Source organism: Enterobacter sp. DVT3837, from assembly GCF_056238685.1.
This window is the reverse complement of sequence record NZ_JBWDLA010000001.1, coordinates 722,799-743,845: the sequence shown is the minus strand read 5'-3', so window position 1 is coordinate 743,845 and position 21,047 is coordinate 722,799. Positions and strand designations below refer to the sequence as shown.

The window sequence follows — 21,047 nt, the reverse complement described above, 5'->3', positions numbered from 1 at the left end:
AGTTTATTGCCCGTAATAGGCTTTCGCACCGTGCTTGCGCAGATAATGTTTATCCAGCAGGGTTTGCTGCATATCCGGTAACTGCGGCGCCAGCTGGCGACAGAAGATCCCCATATAGGCAATTTCTTCGAGCACTATCGCGTTATGCACTGCATCTTCCGCGTTTTTCCCCCAGGCAAACGGGCCGTGGGAGTGCACCAGAACCCCCGGCATCTGAGCCGCGTCGATTCCCTGCTTTTCAAAGGTTTCGACAATCACGTTGCCGGTTTCCCACTCATATTCACCGTTGATCTCTGCATCGGTCATTAAACGGGTACAGGGAATGGTGCCGTAAAAGTAGTCCGCGTGCGTGGTGCCAGTGGCCGGGATGGACTGGCCAGCCTGCGCCCAGATGGTCGCATGGCGTGAATGGGTGTGGACAATGCCGCCGACCGTCGGGAATGACTGGTACAGCAGACGGTGAGTTGGCGTATCAGAGGAGGGCTTTTTCGTTCCTTCCACTACTTCGCCCGTGGCGATACTGACCACGACCATATCTTCCGCCGTCATTACGCTGTAATCGACGCCGGAAGGCTTGATCACAAACACGCCTTTTTCCCGATCAACGGCGCTAACGTTACCCCAGGTCAGGGTGACGAGATTGTGTTTCGGCAGCGCCAGGTTGGCTTCGAGTACCTGACGTTTGAGTTCTTCTAGCATGCAATCCTCCAGGAAAAGAGGCCCGCCCTGCGGCAGGCCAAAGATTCCCCTGTTAACGTTTTGAACCGTAATAGACTTCGTTCCAGCGCAGCGCGTCTTTGAAGGCTGGCAGGCGGGTATCGTTATCAATCACGGTCAGCTCGATATCGTGCAGTTCGGCAAACTGACGCATGTCATTGAGATCCAGTGCGTGGCTGAAGACCGTGTGGTGCGCTCCACCGGCCAGGATCCAGGCCTCTGACGCGGTTGGCAGGTCAGGCTGTGCTTTCCACAGGGCGTTGGCGACCGGCAGTTTAGGCAGGGAGTGCGGCGTTTCAACCGCGTCGACGCAGTTGACCAGCAGGCGGAAACGATCGCCCAGATCGATCAGGCTGGCGTTGATAGCCGGGCCAGTACGCGTGTTGAAGATCAGACGCGCCGGATCGGCTTTCCCGCCGATACCAAGGTATTGCACGTCGAGGATCGGTTTCTCTTCGACGGCGATAGAAGGACACACTTCCAGCATGTGCGAGCCGAGCACCAGGTCGTTGCCGTTCTCGAAGTGGTAGGTGTAATCCTCCATAAAGGAGGTGCCGCCCTGCAGACCGGTTGACATCACTTTCATGATGCGAAGCAGAGCGGCAGTTTTCCAGTCGCCTTCGCCCGCAAAGCCGTAGCCCTGCTGCATCAGACGTTGTACTGCCAGGCCTGGCAGCTGTTTCAGACCGTGGAGATCTTCAAACGTGGTGGTGAAAGCGTGGAAGCCGCCCTGTTCCAGGAAACGCTTCATGCCCAGCTCAATGCGCGCCGCGTCCAGCACGTTCTGGCGCTTGTCGCCGTGGATCTGCGCGGCGGCGGTCAGGCGGTAGCTGCTTTCGTACTCATCCACCAGCGCGCTCACGTCGCCATCGCTGATTTCATTCACCACCTGTACCAGGTCGCCCACGGCCCAGGTATTCACGGAGAAACCGAACTTGATCTGCGCGGCCACTTTGTCGCCGTCGGTCACAGCGACTTCACGCATGTTGTCGCCAAAACGCACCACTTTCAGGTGGCGGGTGTCCTGCTTAGAGACCGCCTGACGCATCCAGGAGCCGATACGTTTTTGTGCGTGCTGATCCTGCCAGTGGCCAGTCACGACGGCGTGCTGCTGACGCATACGCGCGCCGATGAAGCCAAACTCACGGCCGCCGTGCGCGGTCTGGTTCAGGTTCATAAAGTCCATATCGATGCTGTCCCACGGCAGGGAGGCGTTGAACTGGGTATGGAACTGAAGTAAAGGTTTATTTAGGATGGACAGGCCATTGATCCACATTTTGGCGGGCGAGAAGGTATGCAGCCACACCACCATCCCGGCGCATTTATCGTCGTAGTTGGCGTCCCGGCAAATGTGAGTGATTTCGTCCGGCGTTGTGCCCAGCGGTTTCAGCACCAGTTTGCACGGCAGTTTAGCTTCTGCATTCAGCGCGTTAACGACATGCTCCGCGTGTTTTGTCACCTGCTGCAGCGCTTCCGGTCCGTACAGATGCTGGCTGCCAATCACAAACCACACTTCATAATTATTAAAAATGGTCATCGTCGTGTCCTTAATGGGTCAGGGTTGCCGTAGTGTCCGCGGTGCTTTTGGCCGGGGCGGCGACAGGGAGATAGTGGAGTTCGGCGCTTTTTGTCCATTGCTGGTAGCGCTGATAAAGCTGCTCAAAGCGCTGCGCCTGCGAGGCGCGCGGCTGCAGGGTGTTTTCGACGGCGCTCGCCATATGCTGCTGAGCCGTCGGAATATCCGCGTGAACACCCGCGGCGACGGCGGCGAAAATTGCCGCGCCCAGCGCGCAGCACTGATCGGAGGCCACAATCTGCAGCGGACGGTTCAGCACGTCGCAGCAGGCCTGCATGATCACCGGGTTTTTACGGGCGATACCGCCCAGCGCCATCACGTTGTTCACGTCGATGCCTTGTTCGGTGAAGCACTCCATAATGGCGCGTGCACCAAACGCGGTGGCGGCAATCAAACCGCCAAACAGCGCAGGTGCGTCGGTTGCCAGGTTAAGATCGGTAATCACCCCTTTCAGGCGCTGGTTAGCAAACGGCGTACGGCGGCCGTTGAACCAGTCCAGAACCACCGGGAGATGATCGAGAGACGGATTTTTTGCCCAGGCGTCAGTGAGCTGTGGCAGGAGCTGCTTTTTGCTCTCGGCGATCTGGGTTTTCAGTTCAGGATGCGCCGCCGCCAGCTGGTCCAGCGGCCAGCCGAGCACGCGGCCAAACCAGGCGTAGATATCACCAAACGCAGACTGACCGGCTTCAAGGCCGATAAAGTCTGGCACCACGCTACCGTCAACCTGGCCGCAGATACCTTTTACCACGCGGTTGCCAACGGTGGATTTATCGGCCGTCAGAATGTCGCAGGTCGAGGTGCCGATCACTTTCACCAGCGTATTGGGTTGTGCACCTGCGCCGACTGCGCCCATATGGCAGTCAAACGCGCCGCCGGAGATGGCCACATTCTGCGGAAGCCCAAGACGCTTCGCCCACTCTTCGCAGAGCGTGCCGACAGGGATATCAGCGGTGAAGGTGTCGGTAAACAGCGGATATGTCAGGCTCTTGTTGATGATCGGGTCGAGTTCATCGAAGAACGCAGCCGGAGGCAGGCCGCTCCAGCTTTCGTGCCACAGGGATTTATGCCCGGCGCTGCAGCGACCACGACGGATATCCTGCGGGCGGGTGGTGCCGGAGAGCAGAGCGGGAACCCAGTCGCACAGTTCAATCCAGGAGACGGCCGCCTGGGCAACCGATGCGTCTGCACGGGTAACGTGCAGGATCTTGGCCCAGAACCATTCGCTGGAGTAAATCCCGCCGATATAGCGCGAGTAGTCTGTTTTACCCGTTTGATGGCACAGGCGGGTGATGGCTTCGGCCTCTTCCACGGCGGTATGGTCTTTCCACAGCACGAACATGGCGTTCGGGTTGTCGGCAAACTCAGGGCGCAGCGCCAGCACGCGGCCTTCCGCATCCACAGGGGCTGGGGTAGAACCGGTGCTGTCGACGCCAATCCCGACAATCTCTGCCCGCTGAGCATCAGTCAGTTCAGCGAGGACGGTTTTGATTGCCGCTTCCATTGACTCGATGTAGTCACGCGGGTGGTGACGGAACTGGTTATTTGGCGCATCGCAGTAGCGCCCCTCTTGCCAGCGCGGGTACCACTCAACGCTGGTTGCTATCTCCTGGCCGGACGTGCAGTCCACTGCCAGCGCGCGAACCGAGTCGCTGCCAAAATCGAGGCCAATCGCAATTGCCATGGTGTTGCTCCATCAAAAAAACAGGTATGGAAGAACATTAGAGACTGGGGGCGAAAATCGTCAGGCAGGATCCGCTAATCTTATGGACTAAATTGCTGTTGCGATAGAAAGTGTGACGCCGTGCAAATATTCAATGTGGACATTTCTGCCGCACTTATAGACACTTTTGTTACTGCTTATTTGCCTGACCTGGCGGATAAATCAGTGGGAAAGGCTGAAACATGGCGGACGTAAAAGAGGCGTGATGCTTTTTGGATCTTTTCGCGGGCCATTTTTAACCTGCTTTTTACGATATGGACAATTGGTTTCCTTCAGGACCCTTGGGAGAACTGAATCTATGGCCGAAACGCAAAACGATCCTTTGCTGCCGGGATACTCGTTTAACGCGCACCTTGTGGCGGGACTGACCCCTATCGAGGCTGAGGGATACCTCGACTTTTATGTTGACCGCCCGCTCGGGATGAAAGGGTATATCCTCAACCTGACCGTGCGCGGGGAGGGGATCATCAAGAACGGTGACCAGCAGTTTGTCTGCCGCCCCGGCGATATCCTGTTGTTCCCGCCGGGGGAGATCCACCACTACGGGCGTCACCCGGATGCAAAAGAGTGGTATCACCAGTGGGTCTACTTCCGTCCGCGCGCCTACTGGCAGGAGTGGCTTTCGTGGCCTGCGATTTTTGCGCATACCGGTTTTTATCGACCGGATGATCTCCATCTTGCTCAGTTTCGCGAGCTTTTTGCGCAGATCATTGAGGCGGGGCAGGCGGGAGGACGTTATGCCGAACTGCTGGCGATTAACCTGCTTGAACAACTGCTGCTGCGGCGTATGGAGGCCATTAACGAATCGCTTAACCCTCCGCTGGATAACCGCGTGCGCGACGCCTGCCAGTACATCAGTGACCATCTGGCAGATAGTCAGTTTGATATCGCCAGCGTCGCTCAGCACGTCTGTCTGTCTCCGTCGCGGCTGTCGCATCTCTTTCGCCAGCAGCTTGGCGTCAGCGTGCTAAGCTGGCGTGAGGACCAGCGTATCAGTCAGGCGAAGCTGTTACTCAGCACCACCCGGATGCCGATTGCCACCGTGGGGCGTAACGTGGGCTTTGAGGATCAACTTTATTTCTCTCGTGTTTTCAAAAAATGCACGGGTGCCAGCCCCAGTGAATTCCGCGCGGGTTGTGAATAAACGGTAAAAAAAGATAAACAAACAGGTGAACTGTGGAAGCAACCTGTAAACTATTCAGACAATTGATGCCTTGACGCGGTGCGGGGCGCTAAGCAGAATCGCTGATTCGTTTTCTGACCGGAATAGTTATGCAGGCTTTGCTGGAACACTTTATTACCCAGTCCGTTATGTACTCGCTCATCGCCGTTGCGCTGGTGGCGTTTCTGGAATCGCTGGCGCTGGTCGGGTTAATTCTGCCCGGCACCGTGATGATGGCCGGGCTTGGCGCGCTGATTGGCAGCGGCGAGGTCAACTTCTGGCAGGCGTGGCTGGCCGGGATTATCGGCTGCCTGCTGGGCGACTGGATCTCCTTCTGGCTGGGCTGGCGCTTTAAGAAGCCGTTGCACCGCTGGTCGTTTATGAAAAAGAACAAAGCCCTGCTGGATAAAACCGAACATGCGCTGCACCAACACAGCATGTTCACCATCCTGGTCGGCCGCTTTGTCGGGCCGACGCGTCCGCTGGTGCCCATGGTCGCCGGGATGCTGGATCTTCCGGTCACAAAATTTGTTGTGCCGAATATTATCGGCTGTGTCTTCTGGCCGCCGTTTTACTTCCTGCCGGGGATCCTCGCGGGGGCGGCTATTGATATTCCTGATGGTATGCAAAGCGGTGAGTTTAAGTGGCTATTGCTGGCGACCGCTCTGCTGCTGTGGATCGCCGCATGGCTGTGCTGGCGGCTGTGGCACAGCGCGAAAGCGAATATTGATCGTCTGACGCGCTACCTGCCTCGCTCGCGCCTTTTGTGGCTTGCGCCGTTGACGCTCGGCATAGCCGTAGTGGCGCTGGTGGCGTTGATCCGCCACCCGCTGATGCCGGTGTATGGCGAGATTTTATTGAAGGTCGTCAGCCGTTAACCAATACCCAGAAGCTGTGATGCGCTCGCTTTCCCACTTACCAGTGCTTCCGTTTCGCCATCCCATAAAATGCGACCCTCCGCGATCACCACCGATCGCGGAGCAATCCTCGCGGCATCCTCAATGCTGTGCGATACCATCAACATGGTGAGCTTCTGACGCTGGCAGACCTCCTGTACCAGAGCCAGCATCTCCTGGCGCAGCGCCGGGTCGAGTGCAGAGAAGGGCTCGTCCAGCAACAGAACAGGCTGCTCGCGTACCAGACAACGCGCCAGCGCGACACGCTGGCGCTGACCGCCGGAAAGCTCCCCTGGCAGACGGTCGATAAACCCGGTGATCCCCATCTGCCCGGCAATAAGCTCCAGCTTCTGGCGCTGGGTATCGTTCAGTTTTAACCCCGGATCCATCCCCAGGGCGATGTTCTGCCGTACGGTAAGATGGGTGAAAAGATTATTTTCCTGAAACAGCATCGACACCGGACGCCGGGCGGGTGGCGTGCGGGTATGATCGTGGTTTTCAATCATTATTGACCCGCTTGCCGGTTGCAGAAACCCGGCTATCAGATTGAGCAACGTGCTTTTTCCTGCTCCACTTGGGCCCAGAACCGCAATCATCTCTCCCTGGCGGGCAGAAAGCGTGAAGCGCATTGGCAGGTGCTGGTAGAGCCAGGTTACATCAATCAGTTTTAACATCACGCCCCGGAAGTTTTTCGATAACGGTAAATAAGGCAAAGCAGAGTAGCAGCAGCAAGAGTGCCGTGACGGCGCCATCCTGGCTACGGTAGGAGCCGATCTGCTGGTACAGCCAATATGGCAGCGTGCGGAAATCTTCATTGCCGAAGAGCGCGACCACGCCAAAATCACCGATTGAGAGCACGCAGGCGAAAGCCAGCGCCTGTGCCAGCGGGCGTTTTAGTGCCCGCAGTTCGACCACTCTCAGCCGTTGCCAGCCCTGAATGCCAAGTGACTGACACAGCAGAGCGTAGCGGCTATTAACGTCGCGCATCGGGTTTTCCAGTACCTTCAGAGCATAAGGGATCGCCATCAGGGCATTGGTAAATATCACAATGCCGTCGGCACTTTCCGGCAGACCCACGGTACTGTTGAAAAGTAAAAAGAATCCCGTCGCCAGTACAATGCCTGGCATGGCCAGGATCAGCATACCCGTTAGCTCCAGCGCCTGTCCGGCTTTACGGGCATGGCAGGCATAAAGCTCGCGACTGCTCCACAGCAGCATCATGGTCAGTATGACGCACAGCAACCCGGCGGCCAGCGCAATGCGCAGTGAAGTCCAGGTCGCTTGCCAGAGCACAGACTGCTGCAACACGGACAGGAGATTGAGGTTCAGGCCATCGACGATAACGGCCATCAGCGGCGGCAGCATCAGCAGCAGCGCCAGCGTAATAAGCGAAATATCGGTGATACGGCTACGCAGGCTATCCTGGGGATCGCGCCAGCCTGTTATCTGGTTACTGCCCGGCGGAATGGCTTTACTCAGACGCTGGCTCAGCAGCACCAGTACAAGACAGCACACCATCTGAACTATCGCCAGCAGCGCAGCCCGACCAGGATCGTAGTCGTAACTCAGCGCCTGATAGATTGCCAGCTCAATGGTTGTTGCCTGCGGTCCGCCCCCCAGTGAAAGCACGGTAGCAAAGCTGGCAAAGCAGAGCATGAAGATCAGCGCGGCAACTGGCGGGATTTGGCGGCGCAGCCACGGCCACTCAACAAAGCGGAAGAAAGACCAGCCGCGCATGCCCAGCTGTGCCGCAAGCTGGCGTTGCTCTCCGGGGATATTTTCCAGCGCCTGTAAAAAGAGCCGTGTCGCCATCGGCATATTGAAAAAGACGTGCGCCAGCAGGATGCCCTGAAGCCCGTATGGCGAGAAATGCCACTCCAGACCGAGCAGGCCGAACAGTGAAGCCAGCCAGCCCTGACGACCATAAACGCTCAGAATGCCAAACACGGCTACCAGCACGGGCAGGATCAGCGTCATGGCGCACAGGCGCAGCAGCGCCTGCCTGCCGGGGAAACGCCTGCGATAAAGCGCACGAGCAAGGAAAATGGCGGGGATCACCGACAGCAGGGCAGAGAGAAACGCCTGCCAGAAAGAAAAGCGGATAACGTGCCAGAGATAGCTGTCGTGCCAGAGGGAGAGCAGGTCACTCTCTGGCGCGTTCAACCACAATGCAAGAAAAGCGCCCAGGCTGACCGCCACCATCAGCATGGCGGCGAGCAGCCCAGGAATTAACCAGCCGGGAATTAGCGGCTGACGGCGCGTTGCCATTCACTTACCCATGCTGCACGCTGCGAAGCGACCTGGTGCGGCGTAAACTCCAGAGAAGTTTGCGGTTTGGTCAGCTGCTCGAAACCTGCTGGCAGCGCTACGTTGGTCACGGGATACATCCAGTTACCCGCCGGAATGGCATTCTGGAATGCCGGTGAAACCATAAATTTCAGGAACTTCTCGGCAAGTTCTGGCTGTTTGCTGGCCGCGGTACGCGCAGCCACTTCCACCTGCAGGTAATGACCTTCAGCGAAATTGGCCGCGGCATAGTTGTCTTTCTTCTCGGCGATAATGTGGTAGGCCGGGGAGGTGGTGTAACTCAGTACCAGGTCGCTTTCACCTTTCAGGAACAGGCCGTAGGCTTCACTCCAGCCTTTAGTCACGGTGACGGTTTTGGCGGCCAGTTTCTGCCATGCTTCCGGCGCTTTATCCCCATAGACTTTCTGCATCCACAGCAGCAGACCCAGACCCGGAGTGCTGGTGCGAGGGTCTTCATAAATGACGCGCCATTTCTGATCGCCTTCCACCAGCTCTTTCAGGCTTTTCGGCGGGTTCTTCAGCTTGTTTTTGTCGTAAACAAAGGCAAAGTAGCCGTAGTCGAACGGAACGAAAGTGTCATTTTTCCAGCCGCCCGGAACGTTGACGGCATCTGCAGCTACGCCACTTTTGGCAAACAGTTTGGTCTGCGAGGCGGCCTCCAGCAGGTTGTTATCCAGCCCCAGCACCACATCGGCTTTACTGTTTTTCCCTTCCATACGCAGGCGGTTGAGCAGTGAGACGCCATCTTCCAGCGCCACGAATTTCAATTCACAGTTACAGTCCGCTTCAAAGGCTTTTTTCACCACCGGGCCTGGGCCCCAGTCAGCAGAGAAGGAGTCGTAGGTGTAGACCGTCAGAACGGGCTTCGCAATAGCAGGCAGCGCGAACAGCGCCAGCAGGGGGAGAACTTTTTTTAACACTTTGCACCTCAGGGTTGAGTGGCAAAGGATTTTGAGCAACAGCCTCAAATCCCTTCGCCGGCGTTATCCGGATCAGGTTCGACGGGTATTATCTCAGCGCACATCAGTGATGCAGCACCCCGTTGAGAACGGCGCTATTGTAATGATTTGGTGAATATTGCGAAAGCGTTATGGCTCCGGCGGGGCAAACCAGGCGGATTTAAAATCAAACCAGCCTAAGGTGTTCATCCGCAGGCCGCGCATACTGCGCTGACCCTGAATCATCAGCCAGTGATGGATCAGCGGCACAATCGCCTGCTGCGCGAGCAGTTGCTGACACCACGAGGCCAGGTTCATCTCACCTGCTCGCCACCGGGCGGCATCCTGCTGCCAGTCGCGTTCGATGCAGTGCTGGATCAGCGGCACTTCATACAGGTGAGAGAACAGCGAGAAATCGAGCGGTAGGGTGAAGTTGGCGCTGTTCAGCCAGATATCACTGACGATATCTCCGCGGTGCCATTCATCATAATCGACCTCCTGAATGTCGAGATGAACGCCTTCAGCAGCCAGCAGTTTGCTCATGATCCGGGCGATAAAGCGGTGTTCCACATGATCACGGTAATAGGTCAACGTGATCGACTCCAGCCCGGCAGGCTTTTCACCGTGAACCGGTCGGGCGTGATGCCAGCGAGGGAGCAGGCCGTATGCCGGGAACCAGTATGTCTGGTATTGTTCTTCTGCCTGATAGATAAGGTTAGCCGGAGAGAGAACGTGGCTAACCCACCTGCGCACCTCGCGACTGGCGCCACGATGGCTGCGAGCGTCAAACAGCAGGTAATAGCAGCCTTCTTCAAGACGGCTTTCAACCGCTTTTTCCCCCTCGGTTGGCCCTTCCAGCGTTAAGCCGCAGCTCAACTCTTCGCTGATGTCAGGCAGAACCCAGACGTTGACTTCATCGATCAGCGCGCGATAGCCAAAGTAGTCGTCAAAGGCGCGAATTTTAAGCTGGTTGCTGGTATTGCGCGTCACTGCGTAAGGGCCTGTCCCTACGGGCTGGCTGGCAAAATGAGGCAGAGATGCCCATTCGCGCGGCAGGATCATCGACGGAACATAGCCCATTAGCCACGGCAACCACTGGTCTGGCTCGGACAGTTCGATGTCAACGGTCCATGCTGTCGGGGAGTGGATCCGCGAGACATGGGCATACAGAGGAAGTGTGCGCGCGCGCTGAAGAGAATCAATGACGTCGCTCATCTCCAGCTCGCGGCCGTGGTGAAAGTGGATGCCAGGGCGTAAAAAAAAGCGCCAGTGAAGCGGGGAAAGTTGCTGCCAGTGGTGCGCAATATCTGCTTCCAGTTCCCCATTTTCCTCATTTATGCGCGTCAGGCCGCTGAAGATTTGTCGGGCCATATGGGTTTCAGAGCGACGCAACGCCGTGCCGGGTAACAGATTTTTCATTGGCCGATAGTAGAGCACCCGCAGGATGTGTCGGCCCTGACGAAAACTGCGCCCGAGATGTGAAACCAGCATCTGGCGTACGGCCGCTTTGTCGCCGACCAGCTGCACCAGCTGATCGATGCGATCCTGCTCCAGCAAATCTTCTGCACGCTGCTGCTGTAGCGCTAACCCGGTATAGAGAAAGGTCAGACGCGAGCGTTTGCCGCGACCCGCTTCTGCTTCCCAGCTCAACCAGCCTTGCTGTTGCATGGTGTTAAGCAGGGTACGCATATGACGGCGAGAACAGCTGAGCAGGTCAGCCAGCTCGTTCAGCGTGGTCTCCTTCGATTGCCCCTCACAGCACTGCCAGAGGCGGATAAATTGTTGTTGCAGTCGACCGGAAGGCATAAAAGAGGAACTCCTGACAAATAATCAGCAATTTATTAATCCCTATATTAAGCCAATAATAGTTCCCGATGAAGTGAGGAGGTAAATTATGAAGAGGTCTACCGCACGTCAGTTTTATCAGCACTATTTTTCAGCGACAAAAGGAACGTCCTGGCTGGCCCGCCAGTGTGCAGAGCAACGGCTGAAAATTCTGGAAGACCTGATGCAGTGGGACGTTACGAAAGCGACCTCTTCTCGCTGACTCGCCTCGATCATGTGTGACTGAGTATTGGTGCTTATCACCCGCCAGCAAAATGTTTTTGCTGGCTTTTTTCGTTTATTCTTTCACCCAATTTCGATTCGCTTTCACAAGGATTTTCGCATGCTCTGGTTGATGACAATGGGGCGACGCCTGAATGGCGTCTACGCCGCTTTTATGCTGGTGTCCTTTATGATGGGCGTTGCGGGGGCGCTACAGGCGCCGACGCTGAGTCTGTTTCTCAGCCGGGAGGTAGGGGCGCAGCCGTTCTGGGTTGGCCTGTTTTATACCGTCAACGCCATTGCCGGGATTCTGGTCAGCCTGGGGCTGGCAAAACGATCGGACAGCCATGGCGATCGCCGTAAACTGATCCTCTTTTGCTGCGCGATGGCCGTTGGCAATGCGTTACTCTTTGCCTTTAATCGTCATTATCTGACGCTTATCACCTGCGGCGTGCTGCTGGCGTCACTGGCCAATACCGCCATGCCGCAGCTGTTCGCACTGGCGCGTGAGTATGCCGACAATTCCGCGCGGGAAGTGGTGATGTTCAGTTCGGTGATGCGTGCTCAGCTTTCCCTGGCGTGGGTTATTGGCCCGCCTCTGGCCTTCATGCTGGCATTGAATTACGGCTTTACCGCCATGTTCTCCATTGCGGCAGGCATTTTTGCAATAAGCCTTGTGTTGATTGCTTTCGCGCTGCCGTCTGTGGCGCGCGTCGAGCAGACAACGGACAAACCCATTACTCAGGTGAGCGGCTGGCAGGACAAAAATGTCCGCATGCTATTTATCGCCTCCACGCTGATGTGGACCTGCAACACGATGTATATCATCGACATGCCGCTGTGGATCAGCAGCTCCCTGGGGCTGCCGGATAAGCTCGCGGGGATCTTAATGGGAACCGCGGCCGGGTTGGAAATTCCGGCGATGATTCTGGCCGGGTATTACGTGAAGCGTTTTGGTAAACGCAGGATGATGGTCATTGCGGTGGCTGCCGGGGTGATGTTCTACGTGGGGCTGATCTTCTTCCACTCGCGGGAAGCGCTGCTGGCGCTACAGCTATTTAACGCTGTGTTTATTGGGATTGTTGCCGGAATAGGCATGCTCTGGTTCCAGGATTTAATGCCTGGCCGTGCGGGCTCGGCGACCACGCTTTTTACCAACAGTATTTCCACCGGGGTGATTCTGGCGGGGGTGATTCAGGGGGCGCTGTCGCAAAGCTATGGACATGCGTCGGTCTACTGGATGATTGCGGCGATTTCGTTGGTTACGCTTGGGCTGACCTGCCGCGTAAAAGACGTGTGATCGGATGAATGAGCGGAGCCCGGGTCTCCGGGCTCCGCAAACCTTTCTATTCCGAATACTGATATTTACGCTGTGCGCGTAAAGTCAGGTACATATGCACGAGACCCATAAATCCGTGTGCCCAGAAGTAGGTCTCAATAAAGACCGTCAGGAATTTATGCAAATCTAAGACGGATTCCGTGACGGATGAAACCGGTCCGAGCGTGGCGTTCAGCACGAACCATACCGCTCCGCAGAGTGCAACGCCGAGCAGAGCCAGTACACCTAAGCCTTGCACTGTTGCCGCCATACCGCCAGCGTGAGCATCAGGAAGCTGACGTTGCAAGAGAGTGCGAATATCATCAACGATTCCGCTGAAGTCCAGTGCCAGCCACGCGAAGTAATACTTAAATCCGCGCTGGGTTAACATCCATGCCATCATGGCAATACCGCAAAAAATTAAACCAAAGCCTGAAATAACATGAACCCAGGTGACAATCGCGTTCAGACCCGATTCACCAAGTGCTTCGCTTTCAGTAAAGTTGGAATTAATAATCTGGGCCAGCACCAGTACTGCAACAAGAATGTGCAGTATGCGAAGAAAAGGGGTTTCTTTATGGGGAAGCGTATCGCGTATTGTTGGATTCATCGCTTTTTACCTCAATGATGAGAGAGCTGATGCGATGGAGTGTGACGCAGATTAATTAACGAAACCTTAACGATAAATAAAATGCATCACACCGTAATCATCCACACTATTTTAGTGTGCCGGATCAATATGCGTCATAACATTAAGCACATTAAATTTTTGCATCACGTTGTTTCTGGCCTTCACGGCAATTTCATGTCCTTCTTTTACGCTTAATTCTCCGTCGACTTCAAGATGAACATCGACAAGGGCTAAGTCGCCCATCTTGCGGGTTTTTAAGTCATGGATCCCGGCGACACCTTCGGTTTCGAGCAAACACGTTTTGATGTCGCGCTCAAGGTCAGGTTCAAGCGAACGATCCATCAGGTCGTGCAGCGCGTCAGCAGAGAATTTGTATCCCATATGAGCGATGAACATCCCGACAATCAGGGCTGCAACCAGGTCCATAGAGTGAAAGCCCATTAAATTCCCGGCTATACCAATGGCGACAACCACGGATGAAGCCGCGTCAGAACGGGCATGCCAGGCATTAGCTATCAGTAGTGAGGACTGGATGCGTTTTCCCGTTGCAAGCATGTATCTGAACAGACTTTCCTTAATCACTAAAGCCAGTATCGCTACCCATAGCGCGGCTCCTTTCACTGTCTGGTGCGTCTCAGGGTTGAGCAGTTTATTGCCCGCCGACCAGAGCATTCCAATGCCCACAAGCAGCAAAATAGCACCAATAATGAGCTTTGCTCCGTTTTCGAAGCGAAGGTGACCATAATGATGATCGATATCTGAGGCTTTCTGGCTTTTCTTGTTCGCAATCAGAACGACAAAATCAGAAGATAAATCGGAAAGAGAATGAATCCCATCAGCAATTAGCCCTTGCGAGCCGGAAAATAGTCCTGCAACGATTTGAAAACCAGTAAGTAATATATTTATTACCACGCTAACCAATGTGCATTTATGTATTTCTTGAGAACGGAGGTGAGACTCATTGCTATTTTGATTTTCCATTTATATTTCCGCTGTAAGCCAACTTTTAGATTATCTTGCGCAGGCATTATTAAATTGACATTAAATATAATGTCATTAGCGGATATTTTTTCGAAAACGGCGTGTCAGGAGTGGTGGGTAAGGGAATAAAGCGAGGCCTGCAGAATAAACTGCAGGCCAGAGGTTTACTTCATAAACGCAGGCTGTTTGTGTTCGTAAGTTGCAATTGCCGCTTCGTGCTGGAGTGTTAAACCAATGCTGTCGAGACCGTTCAGCATGCAGTGACGACGGAACGCATCAATGCTGAAGCTATAGGTCTTATCACCGGCTTTCACGACTTCTGCTTCCAGATCCACCTCAAACGAAATACCTGGATTTGCCTGAACCAGAGCGAATAACTCGTCGACCTGCTCGTCCTTCAGTGTGACCGGCAAAAGCTGGTTGTTGAAACTGTTGCCGTAAAAGATATCCGCGAAACTTGGGGCGATAACCACTTTAAACCCGTAGTCGGTCAGAGCCCACGGAGCGTGCTCACGTGATGATCCGCAGCCAAAGTTTTCCCGCGCCAGCAGGATCGATGCGCCTTTATATTCCGGGAAGTTCAGAACGAATTCCGGGTTAGGGACTTCGCCTTTGTCATCCAGGAAACGCCAGTCGTTAAACAGATGGGCGCCAAATCCAGTGCGGGTGACCTTCTGCAAAAACTGCTTAGGAATGATCGCGTCGGTATCGACGTTAGCGGCGTCCAGAGGGACAACCAGGCCCGTATGTTGGGTAAATTTCTCTGCCATGATTGTCTCCTTATTTCAGGCTGCGAATGTCGGCGAAATGGCCGGTGACTGCCGCAGCGGCGGCCATTGCCGGGCTGACCAGATGGGTACGCCCACCGCGGCCCTGACGGCCTTCAAAGTTACGGTTGCTGGTGGAGGCGCAGCGCTCGCCTGGATTCAGGCGGTCATTGTTCATGGCCAGACACATGGAGCAACCCGGCAGGCGCCACTCGAAACCTGCTTCGATAAAGATCTTATCCAGACCTTCGGCTTCGGCCTGGGCTTTTACCGGGCCGGATCCCGGAACTACCAGTGCCTGTACGCCAGGTGCCACTTTACGACCTTTGGCAATCTCGGCGGCAGCGCGCAAGTCTTCGATACGGGAGTTGGTGCAGGAGCCAATAAATACTTTATCAATGGTTACGTCGGTCAATGGAACGCCAGGTTTCAGCCCCATGTAAGCCAGCGCTTTTTCCGCACTGGCGCGCTCGACCGGATCTGCGAAAGAGGCCGGATCGGGAATGGCGTCGTTGACAGAAATCACCTGGCCCGGGTTGGTTCCCCAGGTCACCTGAGGCGCAATCTCCTCTGCCTGCAGCGTGACAACTGTATCAAAGGTTGCCCCATCGTCAGTTTTCAGGGTTTTCCAGTACGCGACGGCTTCGTCAAAATTATCTCCTTTCGGGGCATGCAGACGACCCTTCACATAGCTGAAGGTGGTTTCGTCTGGCGCAACCAGACCGGCTTTGGCACCCATCTCAATGGCCATGTTGCACAGGGTCATACGGCCTTCCATACTCAACGCCTGGATGGCCTCGCCGCAGAATTCCACTACGTGACCGGTGCCGCCTGCACTGCCGGTTTTGCCAATAATCGCCAGCACGATGTCTTTTGCCGTGATACCCGGAGCGGCTTTACCCTTCACTTCAATCTTCATGGTTTTGGCACGACCCTGCTTCAGGGTCTGCGTGGCCAGCACGTGTTCAACTTCAGAGGTACCAATACCGAAGGCCAGTGCGCCGAACGCGCCGTGGGTCGCGGTATGGGAGTCACCGCAGACGATGGTCATCCCCGGCAGGGTAATCCCTTGCTCAGGGCCCATTACGTGGACGATGCCCTGGTACGGGTGGTTCAGATCGTACAGTTCAACGCCAAACTCGTTGCAGTTCTTAATCAATTCCTGCATCTGGATACGTGCCATCTCACCTGACGCGTTGATGTCTTTGGTCTGGGTGGAGACGTTGTGATCCATGGTCGCGAAGGTTTTACCCGGCTGACGCACCGGGCGCTTGTGCGCGCGCAGTCCGTCGAATGCCTGAGGAGAGGTCACTTCGTGCACCAGGTGACGGTCGATGTACAGCAGCGGGGTTTCGTTTGGTGCTTCGTAAACAACGTGCGCATCAAACAACTTTTCATATAAGGTCTTTGCCATGATTACACCCCTTCAGCGACATAGCGGGCAATGATGTCGCCCATTTCATCGGTACTGACTGCCGCCGTGCCGCGTGCTAAATCACCGGTACGGACGCCTTCTTCTAACGCCCGGTTAATGGCGTTTTCAATTGCGGTTGCTGCATCGCCTGCATCCAGGCTGTAACGCAGCAGCAGAGCCAGGGAGAGGATCTGCGCAATCGGGTTAGCAATGTTTTTGCCTGCAATATCCGGTGCGGAACCGCCCGCCGGTTCGTACAGACCAAAACCTTCTTCATTCAGGCTTGCGGATGGCAGCATGCCCATGGAGCCGGTGATCATTGCGCATTCGTCAGAGAGGATATCGCCGAACAGGTTGGAGCACAGCAGCACGTCAAACTGGGACGGATCTTTAATGAGCTGCATGGTCGCGTTGTCGATGTACATATGAGACAGCGCGACGTCCGGGTACTGCTTAGCGACTTCGCCGACGATCTCACGCCACAGAATGGATGACTGCAGCACGTTCGCTTTATCAATGGAGGTCACTTTATGGCGGCGTTTGCGCGCAGACTCAAAAGCGATGTGGGCGATACGTTCGATTTCAAAACGGTGATACACCTCGGTATCAAACGCTTTTTCATGCTGGCCACTGCCTTCGCGGCCTTTTGGCTGACCAAAATAGATGCCGCCGGTCAGTTCACGCACGCACAGAATGTCGAAACCGTTAGCTGCGATATCGGCACGAAGCGGGCAGAACTCTTCCAGACCCTGATACAGCTTCGCCGGACGCAGGTTGCTGAACAGCTTGAAATGCTTACGCAGCGGCAGCAGTGCGCCACGTTCTGGCTGTTCTGCCGGTGGCAGGTGTTCCCATTTTGGACCACCGACTGAACCAAACAGCACGGCATCGGCATTTTCGCAGCCTTCGACGGTCGCTTTTGGCAACGGCGTCCCGTGATTATCAATCGCAATGCCGCCTACATCGTAGTGGCTGGTGGTGATTTTCATCGCAAAACGCGAACGAACGGCTTCCAGTACTTTCAGCGCCTGTGCCATCACTTCCGGGCCAATACCGTCACCCGGCAACACAGCAATATGGTAATTCTTCGACATTACACGGTTTCCTTTTTGTTCTCTTTATTCTGAGCTTTGCGTTGCAACTCTTTTTCGACTTCAGCGGCGCGCCAGATGTTGTTCAGAACATGCACCATCGCTTTCGCGGAGGATTCAACAATATCGGTTGCCAGACCTACACCATGGAAACGGCGGCCATTGTGAGTGACAACAATGTCGACCTGGCCCAGCGCATCTTTGCCATGACCTTTTGCCGTCAGGTCATATTTCACCAGCTCAACGTCGTATTCGGTAACGCGATTGATCGCCTGATAGATGGCATCGACAGGACCATTGCCGTTCGCGGCTTCCGCTTTAATTTCATCACCACAGGCCAGTTTGACCGAGGCGGTTGCGATATCGCTGGAGCCTGACTGCACGTTGAAGTAATCCAGACGGAAGTGCTCTGGTTCTTCCTGCTGCTTGTTAATAAAGGCCAGCGCTTCCAGGTCATAGTCGAACACCTGACCTTTTTTGTCGGCCAGTTTCAGGAATGCGTCGTACAACTGATCCATGTTGTAATCGCTGTCCTGATAACCCATCTCTTCCATACGGTGTTTTACTGCGGCACGACCGGAACGCGAAGTCAGGTTCAACTGCACCTGGTTCAGACCGATCGATTCCGGAGTCATGATTTCGTAGTTTTCACGGTTCTTCAGGACGCCATCCTGGTGAATACCGGAGGAGTGCGCGAAGGCGCCAGTACCAACAATCGCTTTGTTGGCCGGAATAGGCATGTTGCAAATCTGGCTGACGGTCTGGCTGGTGCGCCAGATTTCGTTGTGATTGATGCGGGTGTGCACGTTCATAATGTCTTTGCGCACTTTAATCGCCATAATCACTTCTTCCAGCGAACAGTTGCCCGCACGTTCACCGATACCGTTCATCGCGCCTTCAACCTGACGCGCGCCGGCGTGTACCGCGGCTATAGCATTGCCAACGGCCAGACCCAAATCATCATGGGTATGAACAGAGATAATAGCTTTATCAATATTCGGTACGCGCTCATACAGGCCAGTGATGATGTTGGAGAACTCAAAAGGCATGGTGTAACCGACGGTGTCCGGGATGTTGATGGTTTTGGCACCGGCGTTGATTGCGGCTTCAACCACACGCGCCAGGTCTTCAATCGGCGTACGGCCTGCATCCTCACAGGAGAATTCAACGTCATCGGTGTAGTTGCGTGCGCGCTTCACCATGTACACCGCGCGTTCAATCACTTCATCCAGGGTGCTGCGCAATTTGGTTGCGATATGCATCGGTGAAGTAGCAATAAAGGTATGAATGCGGAAGGCTTCGGCAACTTTCAGTGACTCAGCCGCGACGTCGATATCTTTCTCTATGCAGCGCGCCAGACCACATACGCGGCTGTTTTTAATGGTACGCGCAATGGTCTGGACGGATTCGAAATCACCCGGAGACGAGACAGGGAAACCCACCTCCATCACGTCGACGCCCATACGTTCGAGAGCCAACGCGATCTGCAGTTTCTCTTTTACACTCAGGCTTGCCTGCAACGCCTGTTCACCGTCACGTAATGTGGTATCGAAAATAATGACTTGCTGGCTCATGGGTTAGGTCCTTGTCAGTCTTAGGGCGCCTTGCTACGAGCATAAAAAAACCCGCGCAGTGGCGCGGGTTTTTAGTCTTACTGGTGACGATTCAACGCTGAATTTCGCCCGCCAGTCTACCGCGCACAGTGGATGCGTTTAGTAGTAGTAGACCGGTGAAACGAATGGTGCGAATCATGAATCGTGCTCCGTTAAATTCAATATGCTTTTAGTGGTACTGGATACGGCCTTTCATGTCAACCCCTGACGATAAAAACGGACCTGAAGGGCGTAACAGGCAAGATGCCTGCATTAGCTAATTGTGCTGGATTTTACTTTCATGACCAGACTAATTGTCTAATTTTGGACTTGAAAAACAGATTGCAGAAACAAATAAATATAATTGGTATAAATTGAGTAAAACACGTCGCAGTGAATGCATTATGCTTAAATTATTTTAATATCATTAAGTTATGGGTTTGGTGAATGTTTTTGATGCCGTTGAAATGCCAATGGAGATAACAGGTTGTTAACCAACTGTAGATGAATGGCGTTAACAGTTTAATAATACTTAAGTCATCATTAACTTTATGGTGATTGTATATTGGTTTGGTTTATGGTTTCATTCCTGGCATAAAGTTAAGTGTATCATTTTTGCGATCTTTTGTTTTTTTAGTCTTTGCATCATCTTTATATATTCCGAATTTTAAATAATTCTCTTTTGCTAATCGTATTTGCATGATAAATCATATTTTCCGGGATTATTATCGTACCTTGGCAAAGGGAGTGTAGCGTGACAGTGGAGTCTGAAGTGCCAGAAAATAATATTAAACAACCTCAAACTTCTGATGGGATTAAACCGCAATTACGCACGGTGGATCTTAATCTTCTGACGGTGTTTGATGCTGTCATGCAGGAACAGAATATTACCCGCGCGGCACAAGCGCTGGGGATGTCACAACCTGCCGTGAGTAATGCCGTTGCCAGACTTAAGGTCATGTTTAACGACGAATTATTTGTTCGTTATGGGCGCGGGATCCAACCCACGGCGCGCGCATTCCAGTTATTCGGTTCTATCCGGCAGGCATTACAGCTGGTTCAAAATGAGCTGCCGGGGTCCGGCTTTGAACCCTTAAGCAGTGAGCGAGTATTCCATCTTTGTGTCTGTAGCCCATTAGATAATTATTTAACCTCGATTATTTATAATAAGGTTGAAGAAATTGCGCCGAATATCAACCTTGTTTTTAAGTCATCCTTAAATCAAAACACAGAACATCAGTTACGCTATCAGGAGACGGAATTTGTTCTGGGATATGAAGAATTCCGTCGACCTGAATTCTCCTGCGTGCCGCTGTTTAAGGATGAAATGGTTTTAGTTGCCAGTAAAAAACACCCACGGCTGAATTCTCCTCTACGAGAAAGTGATGTTTATAGTGAACAGCACGCCGTTGTAACACTCGACAGATATGCTTCCTTTAGTCTGCCGTGGTATGACTCCGTTGATAAACAGGCCAGCGTGGCTTATCAGGGGATGGCAATGGTTAGCGTATTAAACGTTGTCTCACAGACTCAGCTGGTCGCTATTGCGCCGCGTTGGCTGGCAGAAGAGTTTTCCGACCCGTTAAATCTGCAAATATTGCCACTGCCGCTCAAGCTGAATAGCCGTACCTGTTATCTTTCCTGGCATGAAGCTGCGGGGCGTGACAAAGGACATCAGTGGATGGAAGAGTTGCTTATTAGCATTTGCCGCCGGTAAACGCATCAGGGTAAATTGCATCGATATATGTGATTTATCCTGACTTCATTTTGATTATTGATATTTTATTCTGTTGTGATTTTTTTTGGCTGCTATCAGGCTCGCAAAAATAGATGAATTACTAAATCATCGCGCTTTTTAGCGATGATTTATCATCGCATCCTCTAATGCCAG

19 protein-coding genes and 1 riboswitch are annotated in these 21,047 nt (G+C 54.0%); of the genes, 5 read left to right on the top strand and 14 right to left on the bottom strand.

The window, feature by feature from the left end; genetic code table 11:
- Positions 1–3: 3 nt before the first annotated feature.
- Genes araD through araB form a run of 3 tightly spaced genes read right to left on the bottom strand, consistent with a single transcriptional unit; the run spans position 4 to position 3,974 of the window.
- Positions 4–699, bottom strand: coding sequence for an L-ribulose-5-phosphate 4-epimerase (gene araD / locus AC0XWG_RS03625; RefSeq protein WP_028016657.1), 696 nt, complete (start codon positions 697–699; stop codon positions 4–6).
- A gap of 52 nt (positions 700–751) precedes the next feature.
- On the bottom strand, positions 752–2,254 hold the full coding sequence (araA, locus tag AC0XWG_RS03620) for an L-arabinose isomerase (RefSeq protein WP_128348238.1): 1,503 nt from the start codon (positions 2,252–2,254) through the stop codon (positions 752–754).
- 10 nt (positions 2,255–2,264) lie between these two features.
- Positions 2,265–3,974 carry a ribulokinase gene (gene araB / locus AC0XWG_RS03615; protein ID WP_475680379.1) on the bottom strand — a complete coding sequence of 570 codons (1,710 nt, stop codon included), beginning with the start codon at positions 3,972–3,974 and terminating at the stop codon, positions 2,265–2,267.
- A 337-nt stretch (positions 3,975–4,311) separates the two neighbouring features.
- Here araB and araC point away from each other — a divergent pair, with 337 nt between their 5' ends.
- Positions 4,312–5,157, top strand: coding sequence for an arabinose operon transcriptional regulator AraC (gene araC, locus AC0XWG_RS03610; protein ID WP_028016660.1), 846 nt, complete (start codon positions 4,312–4,314; stop codon positions 5,155–5,157).
- 128 nt (positions 5,158–5,285) lie between these two features.
- Positions 5,286–6,053, top strand: a complete 768-nt coding sequence (locus tag AC0XWG_RS03605; RefSeq protein ID WP_128348240.1) for a DedA family protein — start codon at positions 5,286–5,288, stop codon at positions 6,051–6,053.
- Here the strand turns inward: AC0XWG_RS03605 and thiQ are convergent.
- From thiQ to sgrR, 4 genes are all read right to left on the bottom strand, one after another.
- Complete coding sequence (gene thiQ, locus AC0XWG_RS03600) at positions 6,050–6,745, bottom strand: thiamine ABC transporter ATP-binding protein ThiQ (RefSeq protein WP_108089556.1); 696 nt, start codon at positions 6,743–6,745, stop codon at positions 6,050–6,052. The two genes, AC0XWG_RS03605 and thiQ, sit on opposite strands and share 4 nt — an antisense overlap.
- Positions 6,729–8,339, bottom strand: coding sequence for a thiamine/thiamine pyrophosphate ABC transporter permease ThiP (thiP, locus tag AC0XWG_RS03595; protein ID WP_028016663.1), 1,611 nt, complete (start codon positions 8,337–8,339; stop codon positions 6,729–6,731). The genes thiQ and thiP overlap by 17 nt, the downstream gene beginning before the upstream one ends.
- Positions 8,315–9,298: a thiamine ABC transporter substrate binding subunit gene (gene thiB / locus AC0XWG_RS03590; protein ID WP_128348242.1), complete on the bottom strand. Its 984-nt coding sequence runs from the start codon at positions 9,296–9,298 to the stop codon at positions 8,315–8,317. Before thiB ends, thiP begins: the two co-directional genes overlap by 25 nt.
- A gap of 31 nt (positions 9,299–9,329) precedes the next feature.
- A riboswitch (TPP riboswitch) is annotated at positions 9,330–9,430 on the bottom strand.
- A gap of 36 nt (positions 9,431–9,466) precedes the next feature.
- A complete protein-coding gene (gene sgrR / locus AC0XWG_RS03585) occupies positions 9,467–11,122 on the bottom strand; it encodes an HTH-type transcriptional regulator SgrR (protein WP_128348243.1) in 1,656 nt (551 codons plus the stop codon).
- A gap of 88 nt (positions 11,123–11,210) precedes the next feature.
- Here sgrR and sgrT point away from each other — a divergent pair, with 88 nt between their 5' ends.
- Entirely contained in the window at positions 11,211–11,363 is a 153-nt protein-coding gene (gene sgrT, locus AC0XWG_RS03580) for a glucose uptake inhibitor SgrT (protein WP_032666766.1), read from the top strand.
- 120 nt (positions 11,364–11,483) lie between these two features.
- Positions 11,484–12,662, top strand: a complete 1,179-nt coding sequence (locus AC0XWG_RS03575) for a sugar efflux transporter (protein ID WP_128348244.1) — start codon at positions 11,484–11,486, stop codon at positions 12,660–12,662.
- 46 nt (positions 12,663–12,708) lie between these two features.
- Here AC0XWG_RS03575 and AC0XWG_RS03570 read toward each other — a convergent pair whose 3' ends face one another.
- The 7 genes from AC0XWG_RS03570 to leuL form a co-directional block, all read right to left on the bottom strand.
- A complete protein-coding gene (locus AC0XWG_RS03570) occupies positions 12,709–13,290 on the bottom strand; it encodes a cytochrome b/b6 domain-containing protein (protein ID WP_049005261.1) in 582 nt (193 codons plus the stop codon).
- A gap of 111 nt (positions 13,291–13,401) precedes the next feature.
- The gene (locus tag AC0XWG_RS03565; protein WP_128348245.1) at positions 13,402–14,292 is read right to left on the bottom strand and encodes a cation diffusion facilitator family transporter; all 891 of its coding nucleotides are present in this window, start codon (positions 14,290–14,292) and stop codon (positions 13,402–13,404) included.
- A 164-nt stretch (positions 14,293–14,456) separates the two neighbouring features.
- Positions 14,457–15,062, bottom strand: a complete 606-nt coding sequence (gene leuD, locus AC0XWG_RS03560; protein ID WP_028016669.1) for a 3-isopropylmalate dehydratase small subunit — start codon at positions 15,060–15,062, stop codon at positions 14,457–14,459.
- 10 nt (positions 15,063–15,072) lie between these two features.
- Positions 15,073–16,473: a 3-isopropylmalate dehydratase large subunit gene (gene leuC / locus AC0XWG_RS03555; RefSeq protein WP_028016670.1), complete on the bottom strand. Its 1,401-nt coding sequence runs from the start codon at positions 16,471–16,473 to the stop codon at positions 15,073–15,075.
- Positions 16,474–16,475: 2 nt separating this feature from the next.
- Positions 16,476–17,567: a 3-isopropylmalate dehydrogenase gene (gene leuB / locus AC0XWG_RS03550; RefSeq protein WP_028016671.1), complete on the bottom strand. Its 1,092-nt coding sequence runs from the start codon at positions 17,565–17,567 to the stop codon at positions 16,476–16,478.
- The gene (gene leuA / locus AC0XWG_RS03545) at positions 17,567–19,138 is read right to left on the bottom strand and encodes a 2-isopropylmalate synthase (protein WP_475680378.1); all 1,572 of its coding nucleotides are present in this window, start codon (positions 19,136–19,138) and stop codon (positions 17,567–17,569) included. The genes leuB and leuA overlap by 1 nt, the downstream gene beginning before the upstream one ends.
- Before the next feature lie 91 nt (positions 19,139–19,229).
- Positions 19,230–19,316 carry a leu operon leader peptide gene (gene leuL / locus AC0XWG_RS03540; protein WP_071530973.1) on the bottom strand — a complete coding sequence of 29 codons (87 nt, stop codon included), beginning with the start codon at positions 19,314–19,316 and terminating at the stop codon, positions 19,230–19,232.
- A gap of 594 nt (positions 19,317–19,910) precedes the next feature.
- On the opposite strand from leuL, the gene leuO reads away from it, so the two are divergent.
- Positions 19,911–20,873 (top strand): transcriptional regulator LeuO, encoded by a 963-nt coding sequence (gene leuO / locus AC0XWG_RS03535; protein WP_276321488.1) that lies wholly within the window; start codon positions 19,911–19,913, stop codon positions 20,871–20,873.
- Positions 20,874–21,047 lie beyond the last annotated feature (174 nt).